The sequence below is a fragment of the Mycolicibacterium agri genome, assembly GCF_002553505.1.
GTDB classification, from domain to species: Bacteria; Actinomycetota; Actinomycetes; order Mycobacteriales; family Mycobacteriaceae; genus Mycobacterium; species Mycobacterium agri.
The window spans coordinates 101,941-121,504 of record NZ_PDCP01000011.1 but is presented as its reverse complement, the minus strand read 5'-3'; the positions used below and the strand labels follow the sequence as shown (position 1 = coordinate 121,504).

At 65.8% G+C, this 19,564-nt stretch carries 19 protein-coding genes and 1 pseudogene; 14 read left to right on the top strand and 6 right to left on the bottom strand.

Going from position 1 to position 19,564, the window contains the following annotated elements; all coding sequences use genetic code 11:
* From CQY20_RS08515 to nuoN, 3 genes and pseudogenes are all read left to right on the top strand, one after another.
* Positions 1-558, top strand: a pseudogene (locus CQY20_RS08515) (NADH-quinone oxidoreductase subunit L); the annotation flags it as partial.
* Positions 555-2,087, top strand: a complete 1,533-nt coding sequence (locus CQY20_RS08510; RefSeq protein ID WP_097939632.1) for an NADH-quinone oxidoreductase subunit M — start codon at positions 555-557, stop codon at positions 2,085-2,087. The pseudogene CQY20_RS08515 and the gene CQY20_RS08510, both read left to right, overlap by 4 nt.
* Positions 2,084-3,604: an NADH-quinone oxidoreductase subunit NuoN gene (gene nuoN / locus CQY20_RS08505; protein ID WP_097939631.1), complete on the top strand. Its 1,521-nt coding sequence runs from the start codon at positions 2,084-2,086 to the stop codon at positions 3,602-3,604. The genes CQY20_RS08510 and nuoN overlap by 4 nt, the downstream gene beginning before the upstream one ends.
* A gap of 268 nt (positions 3,605-3,872) precedes the next feature.
* On the opposite strand, the gene CQY20_RS08500 is transcribed toward nuoN, so the two are convergent.
* The gene (locus CQY20_RS08500) at positions 3,873-4,871 is read right to left on the bottom strand and encodes a class I fructose-bisphosphate aldolase (protein WP_097939630.1); all 999 of its coding nucleotides are present in this window, start codon (positions 4,869-4,871) and stop codon (positions 3,873-3,875) included.
* 172 nt (positions 4,872-5,043) lie between these two features.
* Between CQY20_RS08500 and CQY20_RS08495 the strand changes: the two genes are divergently transcribed.
* The 3 genes from CQY20_RS08495 to CQY20_RS08485 are packed head-to-tail and all read left to right on the top strand — an operon-like array spanning position 5,044 to position 7,491.
* Positions 5,044-6,474, top strand: a complete 1,431-nt coding sequence (locus tag CQY20_RS08495) for a form I ribulose bisphosphate carboxylase large subunit (RefSeq protein WP_097939629.1) — start codon at positions 5,044-5,046, stop codon at positions 6,472-6,474.
* A gap of 16 nt (positions 6,475-6,490) precedes the next feature.
* Positions 6,491-6,910 carry a ribulose bisphosphate carboxylase small subunit gene (locus CQY20_RS08490; RefSeq protein ID WP_097939628.1) on the top strand — a complete coding sequence of 140 codons (420 nt, stop codon included), beginning with the start codon at positions 6,491-6,493 and terminating at the stop codon, positions 6,908-6,910.
* A gap of 5 nt (positions 6,911-6,915) precedes the next feature.
* Positions 6,916-7,491: an alpha/beta hydrolase gene (locus CQY20_RS08485; RefSeq protein ID WP_097939648.1), complete on the top strand. Its 576-nt coding sequence runs from the start codon at positions 6,916-6,918 to the stop codon at positions 7,489-7,491.
* A gap of 4 nt (positions 7,492-7,495) precedes the next feature.
* Here CQY20_RS08485 and CQY20_RS08480 read toward each other — a convergent pair whose 3' ends face one another.
* The 5 genes from CQY20_RS08480 to CQY20_RS08460 all read right to left on the bottom strand — a co-directional run bounded on the left by CQY20_RS08480 (position 7,496) and on the right by CQY20_RS08460 (position 11,824).
* The gene (locus tag CQY20_RS08480) at positions 7,496-8,395 is read right to left on the bottom strand and encodes a phosphoribulokinase (protein ID WP_097939627.1); all 900 of its coding nucleotides are present in this window, start codon (positions 8,393-8,395) and stop codon (positions 7,496-7,498) included.
* Between the two features lie 2 nt (positions 8,396-8,397).
* Complete coding sequence (locus CQY20_RS08475) at positions 8,398-9,471, bottom strand: class 1 fructose-bisphosphatase (RefSeq protein WP_097939626.1); 1,074 nt, start codon at positions 9,469-9,471, stop codon at positions 8,398-8,400.
* 94 nt (positions 9,472-9,565) lie between these two features.
* Positions 9,566-10,384 (bottom strand): hydrogenase nickel incorporation protein HypB, encoded by an 819-nt coding sequence (gene hypB / locus CQY20_RS08470; protein ID WP_097939625.1) that lies wholly within the window; start codon positions 10,382-10,384, stop codon positions 9,566-9,568.
* Between the two features lie 3 nt (positions 10,385-10,387).
* The gene (locus CQY20_RS08465) at positions 10,388-10,723 is read right to left on the bottom strand and encodes a hydrogenase maturation nickel metallochaperone HypA (protein ID WP_097939624.1); all 336 of its coding nucleotides are present in this window, start codon (positions 10,721-10,723) and stop codon (positions 10,388-10,390) included.
* Positions 10,724-10,768: 45 nt separating this feature from the next.
* Positions 10,769-11,824, bottom strand: coding sequence for an AraC family transcriptional regulator (locus tag CQY20_RS08460; protein ID WP_097939623.1), 1,056 nt, complete (start codon positions 11,822-11,824; stop codon positions 10,769-10,771).
* Positions 11,825-12,028: 204 nt separating this feature from the next.
* On the opposite strand from CQY20_RS08460, the gene CQY20_RS08455 reads away from it, so the two are divergent.
* From CQY20_RS08455 to hypE, 8 genes are all read left to right on the top strand, one after another.
* Positions 12,029-12,295, top strand: a complete 267-nt coding sequence (locus CQY20_RS08455; RefSeq protein WP_097939622.1) for a hypothetical protein — start codon at positions 12,029-12,031, stop codon at positions 12,293-12,295.
* A gap of 91 nt (positions 12,296-12,386) precedes the next feature.
* Positions 12,387-13,301 (top strand): NifU family protein, encoded by a 915-nt coding sequence (locus tag CQY20_RS08445; RefSeq protein ID WP_097939621.1) that lies wholly within the window; start codon positions 12,387-12,389, stop codon positions 13,299-13,301.
* The gene (locus CQY20_RS08440; RefSeq protein ID WP_097939620.1) at positions 13,298-14,485 is read left to right on the top strand and encodes an NHL repeat-containing protein; all 1,188 of its coding nucleotides are present in this window, start codon (positions 13,298-13,300) and stop codon (positions 14,483-14,485) included. The genes CQY20_RS08445 and CQY20_RS08440 overlap by 4 nt, the downstream gene beginning before the upstream one ends.
* A complete protein-coding gene (hypF, locus tag CQY20_RS08435) occupies positions 14,482-16,818 on the top strand; it encodes a carbamoyltransferase HypF (protein ID WP_097939619.1) in 2,337 nt (778 codons plus the stop codon). The genes CQY20_RS08440 and hypF overlap by 4 nt, the downstream gene beginning before the upstream one ends.
* The gene (locus tag CQY20_RS08430; RefSeq protein WP_097939618.1) at positions 16,809-17,060 is read left to right on the top strand and encodes a HypC/HybG/HupF family hydrogenase formation chaperone; all 252 of its coding nucleotides are present in this window, start codon (positions 16,809-16,811) and stop codon (positions 17,058-17,060) included. The genes hypF and CQY20_RS08430 overlap by 10 nt, the downstream gene beginning before the upstream one ends.
* On the top strand, positions 17,057-17,773 hold the full coding sequence (locus CQY20_RS08425) for a HypC/HybG/HupF family hydrogenase formation chaperone (RefSeq protein ID WP_234816154.1): 717 nt from the start codon (positions 17,057-17,059) through the stop codon (positions 17,771-17,773). Before CQY20_RS08430 ends, CQY20_RS08425 begins: the two co-directional genes overlap by 4 nt.
* Positions 17,770-18,453, top strand: a complete 684-nt coding sequence (locus tag CQY20_RS08420; protein ID WP_097939617.1) for a D-sedoheptulose-7-phosphate isomerase — start codon at positions 17,770-17,772, stop codon at positions 18,451-18,453. Before CQY20_RS08425 ends, CQY20_RS08420 begins: the two co-directional genes overlap by 4 nt.
* On the top strand, positions 18,450-19,559 hold the full coding sequence (gene hypE, locus CQY20_RS08415; RefSeq protein WP_097939616.1) for a hydrogenase expression/formation protein HypE: 1,110 nt from the start codon (positions 18,450-18,452) through the stop codon (positions 19,557-19,559). The genes CQY20_RS08420 and hypE overlap by 4 nt, the downstream gene beginning before the upstream one ends.
* The last annotated feature ends 5 nt before the right edge of the window (positions 19,560-19,564 follow it).

Genomic DNA, 19,564 nt, shown 5'->3' with positions numbered 1-19,564 from the left:
GGGCAACGCCGCTGGGCCCCCGATGCCCATCCGCACGAAGCACCCGCGGTGATGACCTGGCCGATGATCCTGCTCGCGGTGGGTTCGGTGGCCTCGGGTGCGGTACTGGCCATCGGCGGCACCCTGACCCACTGGCTGCAACCCGTCGTCGGCACCCACGAGGAGCACCATGTGGTGCCTGCGTGGGTGGTCACCATCGTGGTGTTGTCGGTGGTGGCGCTGGGCATCATGATCGCCTACCGCATGTATGCCCTCGCAGCGGTGCCCGATACCGCACCGGAAGAGGTGTCCGCACTGACCGTGGCCGCCCGCAAAGACCTCTACGGCGATGTGATCAACGAGGAGCTGCTGATGAAGCCCGGCCAAGTCCTCACCCGCGACCTGGTCGTCATCGACGACAAAGGAATCGACGGCGCCGCAACCGGACTGGCCATCCTCATCGCCCGTATCTCCAACGGGCTACGCCTCCTACAAACCGGATTCGCCCGCTCCTACGCCCTATCCATGCTCGCAGGCGCAGCACTCGTCACGGCCGCAACGCTGGCGGTGCTGCGATGACCGGGACCCCGTGGCTGACAATCCTGTGGCTTGTTCCACTCGCCGGCGCTGCGGTCGTGTTGCTTGCGCGACAATCGAACCCGGCTGTCGTCAAAACGCTCGGCTTGTTGGCGGCGGTGACGACGCTTGCGGTCGCCGCATGGGTGACGCGAGGATTCGAGCCAGCCGGCCCGCGGTACCAGTTCATCGAAAACCACCCGTGGATACCTTCGTTCGGCACCGGATACACCCTCGGCGTCGACGGCATCGCCCTCGCCCTCGTCGTCCTCACCGCGGTGCTTGTGCCGCTGCTGATCGTGGCCGGCTGGAACGACGCCGGTGACCGCCCGTTCGCCGCCAACAGCTATGTCGCGCTGCTGCTGATCGTCGAGTCGATGGTGCTGCTGTCACTGTGCGCGCTCGACGTGCTGCTGTTCTACGTGCTCTTCGAGGCGACACTCATCCCGCTTTACCTCCTCATCGGACGATTCGGTGGCCCGAGGAAAGCGAAAGCGGCGGTGAAGTTCCTGCTGTACAACCTCATCGGCGGGCTGATCATGCTCACCGCGGTCATCGGCCTGTATCTCGTCGGATCGGCCGCCGGCCCAGCCACCATGGACGTGCGCGCGCTCACCACCGCGATGCGTGACGCATCACCGGCCGTCAGCAACCTCATCTTCCTCGGTTTCATGTTCGCGTTCGCCGTGAAGGCCCCGCTGTGGCCGCTGCATACCTGGCTCCCCGGCGTCGCGACAGCCGCCAAGCCCGTCACCGCCGTCCTCATGATGGCGGTGGTGGACAAGCTCGGCACCTTCGGCATGCTTCGCTACGGTGTGGGACTTTTCCCCGACGCCACAAGGCATTTCCAACCGCTGCTCATCACGCTCGCGGTGGTGAGTATCCTCTACGGCGCCATTCTCGCGATCGGGCAGAGCGATGTCATGCGGCTGATCGCCTACACCTCGATCAGCCACTTCGGGTTCATCATTCTCGGCATTTTCGTGATGACCACCCAGGGGCAATCGGGATCGACGCTGTACATGGTCAACCACGGCCTGTCCACCGCCGCACTGTTCCTGATCGCCGGATTCCTGGTATCCCGCAGGGGAACCCGCCTCATCAGCGCCTACGGCGGCGTGCAGAAAGTCGCGCCCGTGCTGGCAGGCACCTTCCTCGTCGCCGGACTGGCCACCCTGTCACTACCCGGCCTGGCGCCGTTCATCAGCGAATTCCTGGTCCTGATCGGAACATTCAGCCGGTATCCCCTTGCCGCGGTGGTGGCGTCGACCGCGTTGGTGCTCTCGGCGATCTACATCCTGTGGATGTATCAGCGGATGATGGGCGGGCCCGTCACCGACGGCAACGACCGGCTGCGTGACCTGCTGCCCCGCGAACTCGTGGTGGTGGCGCCGTTGATCGCGCTGCTGCTGGTGCTTGGTATCTATCCCAAACCCGCGCTCGACGTGATCAATCCAGCCGTCAGCCACACCCTGACCACGATCGAGCAACCCGATCCCGCACCCAAACTTGCAGAAGGCCCGGCGCGATGAACCTTCAAGCACCCAATGTTGAATACGGCCTACTGTCGCCGATGCTCATCATCTTCGGCGCCGCGATCGCCGGCGTCCTCGTCGAGGCATTCGTGTCGCGCAACCGGTGCTACCCTGTCCAGCTGGCGCTCAGCTCCGCCGCGCTTGGCGCAGCCTTCCTCGCCGTCTGCCTGCTCAGAGACCACCACGGCAGCGCGGTGATGGGATCGGTGACGATCGACGGGCCAACGCTCTTCCTTCAAGCGGTCATCCTTCTGACGGCGCTTCTGGCGCTCGCACCGATCGCCGAGAGCCGGTTGACCGCGTTCGCCGCGTCGGCGTCCAGTGTGCCCGGCAGCGCCGTCGAACGAGCGAGTATCCAAGCCGGATCGGCCCAAACCGAGGTCTTCCCCTTCTACCTGCTCGCGGTCGGCGGCCTGTTGCTGTTTCCGGCAAGTGCGGATCTTCTGACGATATTCGTTGCACTCGAGGTGCTTTCGCTTCCCCTTTATCTGATGTGCGCGCTGGCGCGACACCGCAGGCTGCTCTCCCACGAGGCGGCGCTGAAGTACTTTCTGCTCGGGGCACTCTCGTCCGCGCTCTTCCTCTACGGCCTGGCTCTGCTCTACGGTCATGCGGGCACCCTGTCGCTTACGGGCATCGCAGAAGCGCTCGCCCGGACCGATCAACACTCTGCGCTCGCGGTGGCCGGCGTCGCACTGTTGACCGCCGGGCTGCTGTTCAAGATCGGCGCGGTGCCGTTCCACTTCTGGGTGCCCGACGTCTACCAGGGTGCCCCGACCCCGGTCACCGGATTCATGGCCGCCGCAACAAAATTGGCGGCGTTCGGCGCCATGCTGCGGATCTTCTCGGTGGCGCTGCCAACCCTGACAATCGACTGGCGGCCGGTGCTGTGGACGATCGCGGCGTTGACAATGGTGCTGGCGGCTCTGCTGACGGTGGCGCAGACCGACATCAAGCGTCTGCTGGCATACTCGTCGGTCGCCAACGTCGGTTTCCTGCTGCTCGGCGTCTCGGCCGGTGGTGCTGGGCTGACGTCGACCCTGTTCTACCTCACCGCATACGGGTTCAGCACGATCGGCGCGTTCGCCACCGTGTACCTGATCCGCGGCGACGATGGACGGGAGGAGACCGACACGAGGCGCTGGGCCGGCTTGGGGCGGCGGTCACCGGCGCTCAGCGCTGCGATGGCGGTCTATCTGCTCGGCATCGCGGGCATCCCGCTGACAAGCGGATTCGTCAGCAAGGTGGCGATCTTCCAGGCCGCCGCATCCGACGGCGCGATGGCGTTGGTCGTCGTCGGGGCACTCAGCAGCGCCATCGCCGCCTACGCCTATGCGCGGGTGATCGTGAGGATGTTCTTCTCGGAGCCGACTCCGCAGACCCCGCTACCCGCCGCGCCCGCTCGATCCACTGCCACCGTGGTTGGCGTCGCGGCAGCCGTGACGGTCCTCTTGGGCATCACGCCGCAACCCGTGCTCGCCATCGCCGGGTCGGTCGGCGAGTTCCTCGGCTGACACACCCCCACCATTCCCCCACTTCGGGGTTGAGCCGCCGGCTTCTGTCACGGAAACTGGTGGCATCGTGTCCGATTGAGGGAGGCAGCGCAATGACCGACACCACTGTCGTTACGGCCGGTGATCGCATCCGGGTGGCGCGCGGTGTTTTCGGCAGGACCGGGCGCGTGCGCGCAGCCTACAAGGGCCACATCCTGATTCAGTACGACGACGGCGGCCGCGAGATAGTCGACCGCACGCGTCGAGGAATGTGGGTCTTGGCCCGGCGTCAAACCGATTGCAGCTCACCGCGTTGACGCACCGCGGCGCCGTTGGCCGCGACCCGCTCCAGCAGCGCCTGCTGACCCGCGGACACGAGTTCGGGATCACCGTGCCACGCGGCCAGGGCGGGAGACACCAAGGCGCGACCGAACGAGAATGTCAACGGCCATGGCGTCGCGTACGTCTGCATCGCCTCGAGGTTCGCGGTCGCGCGCTCGGGAGACTGTCCACCGGACAGGAACGCCACGCCTGCGAGATCATCCGGCCAGGCTCGCAGCACCGAAACGGTGATCTCGGCGACCTCCGCCGGCGACGATTCCCGTCCATAACCCTGCCCTTCTAGAACCATGTTGGGCTTCAACACGATTCCGGCCAGGTCGACATTCAGAAGCGCGAGCTCGGCCCGAAGCGCCGCATGCACTTCGCTGGTGACGTCCCTGCAGACTCCGCGGTTATGCTCTCCGTCGGAGAGCACTTCGGGTTCGACGATCGGCACGATGCCCGCCTCCTGGCACGCGGCGGCATAGCGAGCGAGCGCATTGGCGTTCGCGCGGATCGCGCCACGGCTCGGCGTTTCGGCGGTGATCTTGAAGACCGCCCGCCACTTCGCGAAGACCGCTCCGAGTTCGGCGTACTCCGCCAGGCGTGCAGGCAGTCCGTCGAGCCCCTCGGTGACCGTCTCGCCGGGCAGGCCCGGGCACGGCTTCGCGCCGGTGTCGACCTTGATTCCCGGCAGGATTCCCAGTTCGGACACTCCCGCAGCGAATGGGGTGCCGTCGCTGAACGTCTGACGCAGTGTCTCGTCGCAGAAGATGATCCCCGAAACGGATTCCGACAGGCCGGGCGCGGTGGCGAGCAGTTCGCGGTAGATGCGCCGATTCTCCGCCGTGGGTTCCACCCCGGCGTCGGCCAGCCGCTTGGACATCGTCGCCACGCTTTCGTCGGCGGCCAGAATCCCTTTGCCATAGGCGACCATTCGCGCCGCGGTCTGTCGGCATTTCGTCATGTGATGTAAGCCCTCCGATGCTTGGTCTGTCGTAGCCAAGGTATGCGGCGCGACCCGCTCCGACCTCACCGAAGTGGTGGAAACACCGGGGGGAATCACTTAAGTGATTACTTCAGTATTGGTGGAGGATTCTCAATAGATATGTTCAGTGTTGGATGGCAGCATTCGGAGCATGACCGATAGATGGAACGCCGGCGTCATCCCCTACGCCGAAATGGGCTACTGGCAACCCGATTATGTGCCGAAAGGTTCAGACGTGTTGTGCGCCTTCCGGATAACTCCCCAGCAGGGCGTGCCTCCGGAAGAGGCCGGCGCGGCCGTCGCCGGCGAGTCGAGCACCGCGACCTGGACCGTGGTGTGGACCGACCGTCTCACCACCTACGAGCACTATCAGGCCAAGTGCTACCGGGTGGATGCGGTGCCCAACAACGCCGGGCAGTGGATCGCCTGGATCGCTTACGACCTCGACTTGTTCGAAGAGGGGTCGATCGCCAATCTCACCAGTTCGATCATCGGCAACGTCTTCGGCTTCAAGCCGCTCAAAGCGCTTCGCCTGGAAGACATGCGGATCCCCACCCAGTACGTCAAGACCTTCCAGGGGCCGCCGCACGGCATCGTGATGGAACGCGAGCACCTGAACAAGTTCGGCCGCCCCTTACTCGGCGCCACCACGAAACCGAAACTCGGTCTCTCAGCCCGCAACTACGGCCGCGTCGTCTACGAAGCCCTGCGCGGCGGCCTGGATTTCACCAAGGACGACGAGAACATCAACTCGCAGCCGTTCATGCGCTGGCGTGACCGCTTCCTGTTCTGCATGGAGGCGGTGAACCGCGCCCAGGCGGCGACGGGCGAAATCAAAGGCCACTACCTCAACGTCACCGCAGGCACCATGGAGGAGATGTACGAGCGGGCGAACTTCGCCAAGGAGCTGGGTTCGGTCGTCGTCATGATCGACCTGACGATCGGATACACCGCGATCCAGTCGATGGCGAAGTGGGCCCGCGACAACGGCATTCTGCTCCACCTGCATCGGGCCGGGCACAGCACGTACACGCGCCAGAAAACCCACGGCGTCAGCTTCCGGGTGATCTCGAAATGGATGCGGCTGGCCGGTGTCGACCACATTCACGCCGGCACCGTGGTCGGAAAGCTTGAGGGTGACCCGAATTCGATCGCGGGTTTCTACGACACGCTTCGGCTCGACCGGATCGCCGCTGATCCGGTCAAGGGTCTCTACTTCGACCAACACTGGGCATCGATGCCGGGAGTGATGCCGGTGGCATCCGGCGGAATCCACGCCGGGCAGATGCATCAACTGCTGCACTACCTGGGCGAGGACGTGATTCTTCAGTTCGGCGGCGGCACGATCGGCCACCCCATGGGCATCGCCGCGGGCGCCGAGGCCAACCGGGTGGCCCTTGAGGCAATGATCAAGGCCCGCAACGAAGGCCGGGACTTCTACCGCGAGGGCCCCGACATCCTGAAGAAGGCGGCGTCGACGAACAGGGCGCTCGACACCGCGCTGGCCACCTGGGGCGACGTGTCGTTCAACTACGAGTCCACCGACACGCCCGACGTCGTCCCCACCCCCACCTTCAGCTGAGCAGACAGGACACATCATGCGCATCACGCAGGGAACGTTCTCCTACCTTCCCGATTTCACCGACGAGGAGATCACCGCCCAGATCAACTACGCGCTGAAGAACAACTGGCCGCTGTCGGTGGAGTTCACCGACGACCCGCATCCGCGCAACGTCTACTGGGAGATGTGGGGTCTGCCGATGTTCGACCTCACCGACGCCGCAGGTGTCCTGCTGGAAGTCAACGCATGCCGCAGCGCATATCCCAATGCGTACGTGCGCTTGAACGCCTATGACGCCCGACTCGGACGCCAGACCACCGCGTTCTCGTTCATCGTGCAGCGCCCGAAAGAGGAGCCGGGATTTCGGTTGGAGCGCGCGGAGTTGTCGGATCGTCGCATCGGCTACACCACACACGCCTACGCGACCGATCTGCCGCCAGGAAAGCGCTACGGATGATGACGATGTGCCCAGCGGCGCAGCGCCACGTCGACACCATCGACGGATTCCAGGTTCCCGTGGCCCTGTCAGGACCGGACAGTGCACGTTGCGTCATCATGATCGAGGAGGACGGACCGCATCGGGCCGCCTTCGAAGACGTCCGCAGACGGCTCCACGTGGCGGCGTTGCGCACAGTGGTCGTTCCCGCCGATCCCCGGCTCACCGCAAAAGCGATGCTTCGTGTGCTCGACCAGCTGAGGGTGCGCAGCGGCCTGCTCGTCGGTGACCGGGTCGGCGGCGAGCTGGCCTGGAATATCGCGGCCGCCGAGCGTGAACGCTTCACCGGGCTCGTCGTCATCGACGCCGGACACCCGCGCGTCCCCGGCGAGGACGGCACGGTACGAGACAGCGATTGCCCTGCGGTGCAGACCGATACGACGGCGTTGGTCAGCAGCAGCGCGATGTATGCGGTCGCCGCCGCAAGCCGCCGCCACGTCTGCGGCGACTTCCGACTGGCGGAATTGGCGGGCCCCCGCACATCACGTCACTTCACCGCTCAACTGGCCACCGAGATCGTCGTACGCTCGCTGTCCCGGTGACCTCTCACTGCGTGACGAGTTCGACGTCGGGCAGCGCGGCATTGCGCCGCTCCACCAACCGCAGGATCATCGGGGTGAAGATCAGCTGCATCGCCAGATCCATCTTGCCGCCGGGGCACACGATGGTGTTGGGCCGCGACATAAACGAATCATGCAGCATGGCAAGTAGATACGGAAAGTCGATGCCGTGCGGGTCGCGGAACCTGATGATCAGCATCGACTCGTCCGCCGTCGGGATCGTCCTGGCGATGAACGGGTTCGACGTGTCGACCATCGGCACCCGCTGGAAATTCACATCGGTGTTGGAGAACTGCGGACAGATGTAGTTGACGTAGTCCGGCATTCGCCGCAGGATCGTGTCGGTCACGGCTTCTGAGGTGTAGCCGCGAACGAACCTGTCCCGGTGCAGCTTCTGTATCCACTCCAGGTTGATCACAGGGACCACGCCGATGCGTAGATCGGCATGCCGGGCGACGTTGACCTTGTCGGTCTCGATGGCGCCGTGCAGACCCTCGTAGAAGAGCATGTCCGTGTCGGGCGGCAGATCCTCCCACGGCGTGAAAGTGCCCGGAGGCTGGCTGTACGGGGCGGCTTCGGTTTCGTCGTGGAGATACTTGCGGAACCTTCCCGTACCGGTTTCGCCGTAGCTGCGGAACAACTCCTCGAGCTCTTCGAAAAGGTTTGCCTGCGGACCGAAATGGCTGAAGGAGTGGTCGCCGCGGGCATGTGCCTCGGCGATGGCGGCCTTCATCTCCTGGCGGTCGTACCGGTGAAAGCTGTCGCCCTCGACGTAGGCCACGTTGACGCCTTCGCGGCGGAAGATCTGCTCGAAGGTCCGCATCACGGACGTGGTTCCGGCGCCCGAGGACCCGGTGACGGAGATGATGGGATGACGACGCGACATCTCTAGCCCACCGACACCCGGTAGAGGCCACGCGTGCCGTACAGCGGCAGCGTCGAGACCACCTCGTTGGCCTCGCGGTGGTACTCCTCGATGCGTTCCACTTCCTCGCGTGCGCCGAACACGAACGAAATTCGTTGGTGCACTTCATGAGGGACGACGTCGAGCACGCGTTGCCGCCCTGTGCTCGCCAAACCGCCGGCCTGCTCGATTAAAAACGCCATCGGATTGGCCTCGTAGAGCAGGCGCAGCCGGCCGGCCTTAACCGGCTCGCGGGAGTCGCGCGGATAGAGAAACACGCCGCCGCGGTTAAGGATCCGGTGCGTCTCGGCAACCAGCGAGGCAACCCAGCGCATGTTGAAATCCTTGTGCCGTGGCCCGGACCGTCCGGCTTGACACTCGCGCACGTAGCGCTGCACGGCTGGCTCCCAGAACCGCTGATTCGAGGCGTTGATCGCGAACTCTCGTGTGGCCGACGGTATTTGAAGTGATTCCTTGGTCAGCACGAACTCGCCGAGGTTCGGGTCGAGGGTGAACGCGTGCACGCCGGTACCCACCGAGAGCATGAGCATCGTGGAAGGTCCGTAGATCGCATAGCCGGCGCAGACCTGCTGCCTGCCGGGCTGAAGGAAGTCCTGCTCGGTTGGGTCGGCCCCGGTTTCGGGCGCCCGCAAGATCGAGAAGATGCTGCCCACCGACACGTTGACGTCGATGTTCGACGACCCGTCGAGCGGGTCGAAGACCAGAAGGTACTTGCCGCGCGGGTACTCGGCGGGCAGCCGATACGGCTCGGCGAGTTCCTCGGACACCATGCCTGCGACGTGGCCGCTCCACTCGGTGGCGCGAATGAAGTAGTCGTTGGCGATCACATCCAGCTTCTGCTGCACCTCACCCTGGACGTTCACGCTGTCGACGGACCCCAGCACCCCGCCGAGGGCGCCGAGCGCGACCCGGTTCGAGATCGCCTTGCACGCCAACGCGACGTCGAGAATCAGGCCGTTGAGGTCACCGGAAGCATGCGGGTGACGTCGGCGTTCCTCGATCAGAAACTTGGCCAGCGTGGTGCGGTCGGTAAGCATGCCAGAAGGATGGCGTGCCGACGCTGACGGGCCATCCCCCTCCCGGGTGGGGACCAGGGGGGATCGGTTCCATCCAGCCCGCGGCGCCCTGCCGTCAGCCCCCTAAAGGGCTGCTGGCGTGCAACGACCGGTGCCTGTCCAGCAGCCAGTCACACCATTCGTCGATCCCTTGACCGGTCCGCGCGCTGGTTTCGATCACCGCAACGCCGGGGTTGACCGCCTTGAGGTTGGCGTAGAACAGCGACAGGTCGTAGTCGAGATGCGGAATCAGGTCGATCTTGTTGACGATCACCAGGTCGGCGGACCGGAACATCACCGGGTACTTGAGCGGCTTCTCCTCACCCTCGGTGACCGAGTACACCATGGCCTGAGAATGTGCGCCGACATCGAATTCCGCTGGGCACACCAGGTTCCCGACGTTCTCGATGATCAGCAGGTCAAGATCGGCCAACGGCAGACGGGGCAGTGCGGACCGCACCATCGGTGCGTCCAAATGGCATTCGCCACCGAATCCGTCCGAGGTGTTGATCAGCGAGATCGCCGCACCGAAGCCGGCCAGCCGATCCGCATCGATGCTGGTCTCGATGTCGCCTTCGACGATGCCGACCCGCAGCCGTCCCTGCAGCCTGCTCAGCGTCTCTCGCAGCACCGTCGTCTTGCCCGCTCCTGGCGAGGACATCAGGTTGATCGCGGTGAGGGCAGCGGAGTCGAAGTCCCTGCGGTTGGCCGCGGCCATCTGGTCGTTCTCGTCGAAGATCCGCTCGAGCACCACCACCCGCTCGGATGCCGTGGCGTACCCGGAGTGATCACCGTGGTCGTGATCATGGTCATGGTGGTGGTCATGATCGTGTTCATGGTCATGGTGGTGGTGATGGCAGTCGGTGTCGCCGTCGTGCCGATGGAACCTACCCACGTCTCACACCTCCGCGAGATCCAATGATGTGATCATGAATTCGTCGCCTTCGACGAGATCGACCGAGCCCGTGCACTCCTGGCATGCCATCGCCAACTCGTCGAGCACCTGTTCACGGCCGCAGCTCGTGCACCGAATCTTGGCCGGAATCCGTTCGATCGCCAGTTCGGCACCGGCGAGCTCGGAGCTCTCGGTGACAAGAGACCAGCAGTACGTCAGCGTGTCGGGAACGATCTGGCGCATCGCTCCGATGCGGACGTGAACCGTTCGCACCTCGCGCCCGGCGGCGTGCTTTTTCACTATTCCGACAATCGAGCTGCAGATCGAGAGTTCATGCACAGCCGGCCTCCTCGAATCAAACGACGACCATACATCGTGGCCGCACTACTGGCGCAACGTTTCCGACGGAGTTCGTCCGAATCTCTTCCGATACTCGACCGCGAAGCTGCCGAGATGATGGAAACCCCAACGGGTTGCCACATCGGTGACGGTGACGCCGTCGGACGGCAGCGCATCGGTCAGTTCGTGGTGCACCCGCTCGAGCCTGCGCTCGCGGACATACGCCATGGGTGACATCCCCAACTCGTCGCGAAAGCCCTGCTGAATCGACCGAACGCTCATGTGCACCTCACGGGCGATCTGCTCCATCGTGAGGGGTTCGGCCAGGTGGGCATCGATGTAGCGGATGGCATCCTGAACCACCCGCGAGCCGGGATCGGGCGCCGAGCGCACGAACTCGTCGTGGTAGTTGGACGGCTGAATGTATAGAAGGCTGTTCATCAACAGTTCCTCAACCCCGTCGATGCCGTGGCCCTGCTGAACGAGCGATCCGGTGTGGTAAACCTCGGTGTGCAGGAGCTGCACCGCGGCGTGCCAGCGCACGGCGACATCGGTGGTCAGGTCGAATTCGGGGTGAAAAACCAAGGGCTTGGCCAGCCTTCGTCCGCGAAGGCGCGTGAGGTACTCGCGAAGGGCGGGCTCCTCGATGCGGATCAGCAGCTGCGGTGAGTCGTCGTCGAAGTCCATGGTAAGGGCGCATTCCGGGTTCGTCACCAGGGCGCGGATCGTGTTGGCCTCGAAGGAGTGCTCGTTGTGCTGGCACAGCGCGCGCCCGTTCATCGGCATGTGGACTCCGTAATACGGTCCGAGCGCCGGTATTTCGAGCCTCGCTCGCACATGAAGATCGAGATAGAGCATGCTGACGTTGCGAAAACGCACCCCGTGCATCGTGGCGGCGAACCCGTCGGCCTCGTCGCCGACCGTTATCCGGCCAGGTGCGAGCGCCTTCCCGAGCAGCGCCATGGCCTCGCGCACACTCTCGGTGTAGAAGATCTCGGAGTTTGCCAGCGCGGGCGGTACCCCGCGCGAACGAACCTTTCGTCGCACCGGATTGGCGGTGCGACGAGTGTCGATGAAGCCCAGCCGGGTAAGCCGCGACATTAGCTGTCCGTGGCGGCCCATACTTCGACGGATTGATCTTTCGTTGGATGGTTCTCTGCGATCATTCAAGACTCCTCGACGTATTGCGCGCTTCAACACACACAAGACTGCGCAATTCTGACAGTATTTGCGCGAAACCGATAGGCGCAGCCGCCGAACATCGCTACCGTGTGACCACGCACACACCGGAATGAGGAGGTTTTGGTGGCGACGCACGCAGCCTTGGCGGTGAGCTCCGAGGGGGACGAGCTCATCGAGGATTCACCCGGCGACGAGCTGATCCAACGGCTCTATGACCCCCAGGTGGCGGCCTCCCTCGGTGTGATACTTGATCATGCTGATTTGCTGGCGACCGTGATCCAAGGCCTCGACGGCATGCTGCGCCGCGCCGACGTGATCAGCGACACCTCGGGGTTTTCGACGAGGCCAAGGCCAAGCTGTACGAGGCGCGGTTCCTGTTCGAGGAGCTAGGAGACAACGATTCGGTGCGCACCGTGCGCGGTGTTCTCGACGAGATAGCGCGCCGGCAGGTGCTTTCGGTGACCGAAGAGTCCGGGGGTGCATGATGACCACAGCGGTCAAGGAGGTTTCGGGCCGACCGGCGGAGCCGCCCGAGGAACCCACGTTCGAGGAACTCGCCAAACGCGTCGACGATGCGGTCGCCGCTGTGGCTGACCTCGATCCGTCGGCGCGCGCCGTGGCCGAGGAGATGAAGCATGCGATCGAGGCCATTCACCGCGCCGGGTTGATCACGATCGTCCGCCGGCTGCGCGCCGACGACGCCACACGTTCGGCGTTGTTCGAATTGGTCGACGACCCGGTTGTTCACCTGCTGCTGTCGCTGCACGAGATCGTGCGACCGGATCCGACGACACACGCCAACAGGGTGCTGCAGTCGGTGCGTCCGCAATTGCAGGGGCACGGCGGTGATGTCACGCTGGTGCGGGTCGAGGACGGCACCGCTTATGTCCGTCTGCAGGGTGCGTGCAACGGCTGCTCGATGTCGTCGGTGACTCTGCGCAACCTGGTGGAGACGGCGCTCGTCGAAGGCGTCCCGTCCATCACAGCCGTTCATGTGCTCGCCAATGAGCCCGAACCCACGTTGATCCCGACGGATTCGCTGTTCCCTGCGCGTCGCCGTGTCGAGGAGGGCTGGGCGAAAGCCGGCCCGGTCACCGACGTTCCCGACGGCGGCATCGCCACATTCGAACTCAGGACCGGCAGCGGACGAGACGTCAGCGTCATCGTCGTCAAGCTCGACCAGAGACTCACCGCATATGTCAATGAGTGTGCCCACGAGGCACTTCCGCTCGACAACGCCGTGGTCGACATGGACAACGGCACGCTGACGTGCCCGTGGCACGGCTTCTGCTACGACGCGACATCCGGTGAATGCCTGACCGCGCCCGCGGCCCAACTCGAACAGCTTCCGCTGCGAACGGACAACGGGCAGATCTGGATTCGAGTCGGGCCATGACGAAGCTGACGGTGCGCGCCAGCCTGCATCCCGCTCCGCTTGCCGAAAACGCATGTGGTGCGGACCTCTCCGGGGGCTGGGTGCCCGACGTCTGGCTGGGGGCGCCCGCTCCCGGCGGTCTTGCCCTGCCTCCGGCCAACCCGACCAGGGCGTGGATGTACTCGCCGCGCGGCGTCTTCTTCGACGACGACCATCTGGTGGTCGCCGACTCGGGCAATCACAGGGTGCTGATCTGGCATGAGGTGCCCACCGACGACGAACAGCCAGCAGATGTCGTGCTCGGTCAGCCGGACGGGAGCACGGAGGGGCGGGCCGCGGCGGGCCGTGGCCCCGAGAACGGCATGGACCTGCCCACCGGCGTGCTCATCCACGAGGGCCGGCTGATCGTCGCAGACGCCTGGCATCACCGCATTCTTGTGTGGGATCGGATTCCCGAAATCGACTGGACTCCACCTGATCTGGTGCTTGGCCAACCGAACTTCACCGAAGTGGAGCCGAACGCGGGCGCGCAGTGCTCGGCGTCGACAATGTACTGGCCGTTCGGGATCGCCGTCATCGGCTCGGTGTTCTGGGTCGCCGACACCGGCAACCGCCGGGTGCTCGGCTGGAGCGGCGGCCTACCCGACAACGGCAGGCCCGCCGACATCGTCCTCGGCCAACCCGACAACTCCAGCCGCGAGGAGAATCGCGGCGAGCGCGTCGGGCCTGCGAGTTTCCGGTGGCCGCACAGCATCAGCGGTCACGAGGGGCTGCTGTTGATCGCCGACGCCGGTGACCATCGCGTCGTGGGCTGGTCACCGCTTCCCCTCGGCGACCGACCCGCCGATCTGCTGTTGGGGCAGCCCGATTTCGCGTCGGCAGGCGAATGGCCGTATGGGCCCCAGTGCGGCAACCGTTTCCGGTTCCCGTATGCGGTCAGCTTGGATGCTGTCGGTGGCGACGAGCAGCTTGCGGTCAGCGACACCGCCAACAACCGCGTGCTCCTGTGGGACGGAGTGCCCGACGACGGGCGTCCGGCCGACTACGTGCTGGCTCAGCCGTCCTTCGAGGCCAACGGCGAAAACCGGTGGAGCGCAGTCACCCCCGACTCACTGTGCTGGCCGTACGGGATGTGGCTGCAGGGTGATCGGCTCGCGGTGGCCGACTCCGGCAACAACAGGGTCGTGCTCTGGCGGCGCCGATGACCCACGCCCCGGAAATCCAGTCGGTGCGACGCCGGTTCACCGTGACCGGCGTGGTACAGGGCGTCGGGTTCCGGCCGTTCGTGCACCGCATCGCCACCGGACTCGGGCTGACGGGGTTCGTCGGAAACGACTCGACGGCGGTGTTCATCGAGGTGCAGGGTCCGGACAGCGCGGTCGCCGAGTTCGGTGATCGGCTCGTCACCGAGGCGCCGCCGTTGGCGGTCATCAGCAGCGTGTCCAGTGCCCCGGTCACTCCGGAGACAGCCCAGGACAACGGATTCCAGATCGTGGCGAGCCGAACGGAGGCCGCCGCGCCCACCGCGATTCCCGCCGACGTCGCGGTGTGCGGCGACTGCGTCAGGGAGCTGTTCGATCCCGCCGACCGGCGCCACCGCCATCCCTTCATCACCTGCACCAACTGCGGGCCGCGGTTCACCATCATCAAAGGCCTTCCCTACGACCGGCCGACCACCACGATGGCCGAGTTCGCGATGTGTGACCGCTGCGCCGCCGAGTACCACGATCCGTCGAACCGGCGCTTTCACGCCCAGCCCATCGCATGCCCCGACTGCGGGCCGTCGCTGTGGTTCGACGGCAACGGCGTGCACATCACCGGCTCCGACACCGCAATCGCCGCCGCGCAACGCCTGATCGGCGACGGCGGCATCGTCGCGATCAAGGGCATCGGCGGCTACCACCTGGCGTGTGCCGCCGACAATCCGAGCGCGGTCACCGAGTTACGGCAGCGGAAAGCCCGCAGAGGCAAGCCCTTTGCCGTGCTGGTCAGAAACCTCGAAGTGGCCGCGCGCTACGCCGACATCAGCGATGCCGAGGCCCGCATCCTGACCAGCCCTGCCCGGCCGATCGTGCTGCTGACACGCACGCCCGACGCCCCTGTGGCGCCGGGCGTGGCACCCGACAGCCGGCTGATCGGGTTGATGCTGCCGTACTCCCCCGTTCATCACCTGCTGATGGCCGCGCCCGAACCGCTGTTCGACGCAATCGTGTTGACCAGTGCCAATCGCTCGGACGAGCCGATCTGCTACACCGCCGATGACGCCGAAAAGCGGTTGCCTGCACTGGCCGACGGAGTGCTCGACCACAACCGACCCATCCACGTGCCGTGCGACGATTCCGTCGTCCGGGTGGTTCGGGGCGCCGACGGCGACCGCGAGCTTCCGATCCGGCGGTCGCGCGGCTACGTGCCGCTTCCCGTCGACCTCGGCCAGCACAACGCAAGGGTTCTCGCGGTGGGCGGGGAGCTCAAGAACACGTTCTGCCTCACCGACGGCAGGCGCGCGTTCTGCTCGGCCCACATCGGCGACATGGGCACCGTGGCGACGCTGAAGGCGTTCAACCAGTCCGTGCGCCAACTGACCGAAATGCGCGGCCAGCCCACGCGACTGGCCGCGGACCTACACCCGCGGTACGTGACACGGAACTGGGCTGAGCACAACGCCGACGAACGCCACCTCGACCTGGTCCAGCACCACCACGCCCACGTCGCATCGCTGCTCGCCGAACACGGCAGGCTCGGCGAGCCCGTCATCGGTGTCGCGTTCGACGGCACCGGATACGGCTGCGACGACACGGTCTGGGGCGGCGAGATCCTGCGGCTCGACCACGACAGCCACCGATTCACCCGCGTCGGCCACCTCGCCGAGGTGCCGTTGGCGGGTGGCGATGCCGCCGTCCGCAATCCGTGGCGGATGGCGCTCGCACATCTGTGGCACGCGCGCGTGGGGTTCAGCGCCGAGTTGGCTCCCGTCCGCGCCGCCACCACCGCCGAGATGCGGTTGCTGCAAACACAATTCGCCACCGGCCGCGGTACCACCCCGACGTCCAGCATGGGCAGGCTTTTCGATGCCGTGGCGTCGCTGCTCGATGTGCGCCAGCAGATCACCTACGAGGGCCAGGCGGCTATCGAACTGGAGGCGTTGGCCGCCACGGTGAAACGCGCACGAGTGCCGATCGGTTTCGACGTGACGCGCGACGCGATTCTGGACCCCGCGCCGCTGATCACCGGGATCGTGTCGGCCCTGCACGACGGCGTCGAACCCGCCCAGGTCGCGGCGGCTTTTCATCACGCTGTCGCCGTGGCCGTCGCCGAGGTCGTCGGTCGCGTCGCGGGAGGCATCCGGCTGGTCGGATTGACCGGGGGTGTCTTCCAAAATGTCCTGCTGCTACAGGCATGCACGGAACTGCTTGAGCAAGCCGGTTTCACCGTCCTCACCCACCGCGTCGTGCCGCCCAACGACGGTGGTTTGGCACTGGGGCAGGCGGCAGTGTCGATGCTCACCGCACTCGAGGAAGGAGGCACCCCATGTGCCTAGGGATTCCCGGCCGAATCGTCGAGATCTGGGACGAGCCCGAGGGTGGCAGATTCGCCAGGATCGACTTCGGCGATCAGACGCGGAACGCCTGCCTCGCCTACCTTCCCGATCTCGCGGTCGGCGACTACACGATCGTGCACGCCGGGTTCGCGTTGACGCGGATGGATGAGGCCACCGCGATGACGACTTTGGCCACCATGCGTGAATACGGCGTCTTCGGGGACCAGGAGGTGGCGTCGTGACCGCGCCCTGCGAATTGACCAGCCAGGTCGCGGCGGATCTGGCGCACGCGTCTTTCACACTGGCACAACGGTTGTCGGCGGGCGCGACGATGTGGTGCATATCGCGCGACTTTCCCGCGCACGCGCAACACATCGCCGTCGAGTTCGTCCATCCGGTGATCGTCGGCAAGCGCGCACTTCCCGCCGTCGCACTCACCGGCGCGGATCTCGTTGCCCAGGTGCGGATATCGGCCCAGCCCGGCGACATCGTGATTGCCGTCGCCGACGGCGCCGACGAGCAGGTGCAGGCGGTGATGCGGCGTGCTCCCGCATGGGGCGTCACCACCCTGTGGATCGGCAACGGCGTCCGGCCGCACGACGGCGCCGCCGACCACGTGCTCTGGTTCGACGACCCCGACCCGCGGCTGCCCGCAACGGGCGAATTCGTCTTGATGTACCACCTGCTGTGGGAGCTCACCCATGTGTGCTTCGAGCATCCCGGCCTCCTGCGCCAGCAACCGGAATGCACCGACGAAGTGTGCATCACCTGCAGCGACGAAGGCCGGCTCGGCGAAGTGATCAATCTGGCCCCCGACGGTTCTGCGACCGTACGCACCGCGTCGGGGGTCGAGACCGTCGACACGACGCTGACCGGCGGACTGCGGCCTGGCGATCTGATACTCGTCCATGCGGGCATGGCGATGACGGCTGTCGACGAGGGCGGTGCGCGATGACTCAGAACGCCTACGAAGCGGTCCGGAGCGGTTCGGGCGAAGCGACCAACTTCCTCTATCCGTTCATCGACGGCGACGAGTCGGACAAAGACGCGCTGCTCACCGACCTCACCAGGTCGGCGCTGTCGAAGGCCGAGGAGAGCACAACGCTGCGGCGCACGACCATGGCGAAGTGCGCGCCGCTGATCGCCGAGGCAGGCGCCGAGCTGGCGCGCCGATTCAACTCGGGCGGAAGGCTTTTCACGTTCGGCAACGGCGGCAGTTCCACGGATGCGACGACACTGGCGGCCCTGTTCGCCCGGCCACCCGCCGGTGATCCGCTGCCGGCGTGGTCGCTGACTGCCGACCAGGCAGTGCTGACCGCGCTCGGCAACGACGTCGGCTTCGACCTGGTGTTCGCGCGGCAGTTGATCGCGCGCGCCAACGCAGGCGACGTCGCCGTCGCGATGTCGACGAGCGGGAACTCCGCCGACCTGCTGCTCGCGCTGCGGGAGGCCCGCAGCCGAGGCATGTACACCATCGGATTCGCCGGCTACGACGGTGGTCGATTCCGCGACAACCCGGACGTCGACGTGTGCTTCGTCGTCGAATCACAAAGCGTGCACCGCATTCAGGAATCTCAGGCGTTGATCGGCTACCAGCTGTGGTCGACCGTCCAAACGGAAAGGGGGGTCCGTTGACCGACCACGTCACCGAATACCTGTCCACCGGCCCGTCGTTTCGGGAGGGCCAAGTCATCGAGCGCATCGAGGCGTTCCGCAAGCGCAGACCCAGGCTGCGGGACTCGGTCGTCACGCTCGCCCACGGCGCAGGCGGGAAGGCGTCGGCCGCGCTGGTCGACGCGGTCTTCGTCGAAGCGTTCCGCAATGACCATCTGGAGCAGCTCGGCGACGGCGCGGTCGTCGACATGGGCGGGCAGCGGATCGCGTTGTCCACCGACTCCTTCGTCGTTCAACCCTTGCGCTTTCCTGGCGGGTCGATCGGGCACCTGGCCGTCCACGGCACCGTGAACGACCTGGCGATGGCGGGTGCCGTGCCGTCCTGGATGACCGCGGCTTTCGTTCTCGAAGAAGGTTTTCCGATCGACGAGCTGCGCGAGATCGTCGCCGACATGGCGGCGGCGGCCGAAGCGGCGGGCGTCCAGATCGTCACCGGCGACACCAAGGTCGTGCCCCGTGGCGCCGCCGACGGTATGTTCATCAGCACCTCCGGTGTCGGCCGGGTGCCCGAGGGTCGCGTCCTGTCGCCCCTCGATGTCAGGCCGGGCGACAAGGTGTTGGTGTCCGGGCCGATCGGCGACCACGGCATGGCGGTCATGCTGGCTCGCGGCGATCTCGCGATCGAGGCCGACATCCGTTCGGACACAATGGCGGTCAGCGGGCTTGTCGAGCAGCTGCTCGCCGCGGCGCCGTCGACGAGGTGGCTGCGCGATCCCACCCGCGGCGGCGTCGGCACCGTATGCAACGAACTGGCGCAGGCCGCCGGCGTCGCGGTGGTGTTGGAGGAGGAAAGCCTTCCCGTGCGCCCCGAAGTGGCGGGCGCATGCGAGATGCTGGGCATCGACCCGCTCTATGTCGCCAACGAAGGGAAGTTCATCGCCGTCGTCGACCCCGCGGAGGCCGCGGACGCGCTGGCCGCGTTGCGCTCTCATCCCGGTGGCGAAGGCGCCACCGAAATCGGCGAGATCGCCGAAGAACCGACCGCCACCGTCGTCGTCCGCACCGGCTTCGGCGGCACCCGGATCGTGGACATGCTCGTCGGCGACCCGCTCCCGCGGATCTGCTGAGAAAG

Bases quoted from the DNA above. Each gene is read 5' to 3' on its own strand.
- CQY20_RS08430 (WP_097939618.1), top strand. From the start codon at position 16,809: ATGTGCCTAGGGATTCCCGGCCGAATCGTCGAGATCTGGGACGAGCCC.
- CQY20_RS08420 (WP_097939617.1), top strand. From the start codon at position 17,770: ATGACTCAGAACGCCTACGAAGCGGTCCGGAGCGGTTCGGGCGAAGCG.
- nuoN (WP_097939631.1), top strand. From the start codon at position 2,084: ATGAACCTTCAAGCACCCAATGTTGAATACGGCCTACTGTCGCCGATG.
- CQY20_RS08490 (WP_097939628.1), top strand. From the start codon at position 6,491: ATGCGCATCACGCAGGGAACGTTCTCCTACCTTCCCGATTTCACCGAC.
- hypF (WP_097939619.1), top strand. From the start codon at position 14,482: ATGACCCACGCCCCGGAAATCCAGTCGGTGCGACGCCGGTTCACCGTG.
- CQY20_RS08475 (WP_097939626.1), bottom strand. From the start codon at position 9,471: ATGCTTACCGACCGCACCACGCTGGCCAAGTTTCTGATCGAGGAACGC.
- CQY20_RS08440 (WP_097939620.1), top strand. From the start codon at position 13,298: ATGACGAAGCTGACGGTGCGCGCCAGCCTGCATCCCGCTCCGCTTGCC.
- CQY20_RS08485 (WP_097939648.1), top strand. From the start codon at position 6,916: ATGTGCCCAGCGGCGCAGCGCCACGTCGACACCATCGACGGATTCCAG.
- CQY20_RS08445 (WP_097939621.1), top strand. From the start codon at position 12,387: ATGATGACCACAGCGGTCAAGGAGGTTTCGGGCCGACCGGCGGAGCCG.
- CQY20_RS08495 (WP_097939629.1), top strand. From the start codon at position 5,044: ATGACCGATAGATGGAACGCCGGCGTCATCCCCTACGCCGAAATGGGC.
- CQY20_RS08510 (WP_097939632.1), top strand. From the start codon at position 555: ATGACCGGGACCCCGTGGCTGACAATCCTGTGGCTTGTTCCACTCGCC.
- CQY20_RS08460 (WP_097939623.1), bottom strand. From the start codon at position 11,824: ATGTCGCGGCTTACCCGGCTGGGCTTCATCGACACTCGTCGCACCGCC.
- CQY20_RS08480 (WP_097939627.1), bottom strand. From the start codon at position 8,395: ATGTCGCGTCGTCATCCCATCATCTCCGTCACCGGGTCCTCGGGCGCC.
- CQY20_RS08500 (WP_097939630.1), bottom strand. From the start codon at position 4,871: ATGACGAAATGCCGACAGACCGCGGCGCGAATGGTCGCCTATGGCAAA.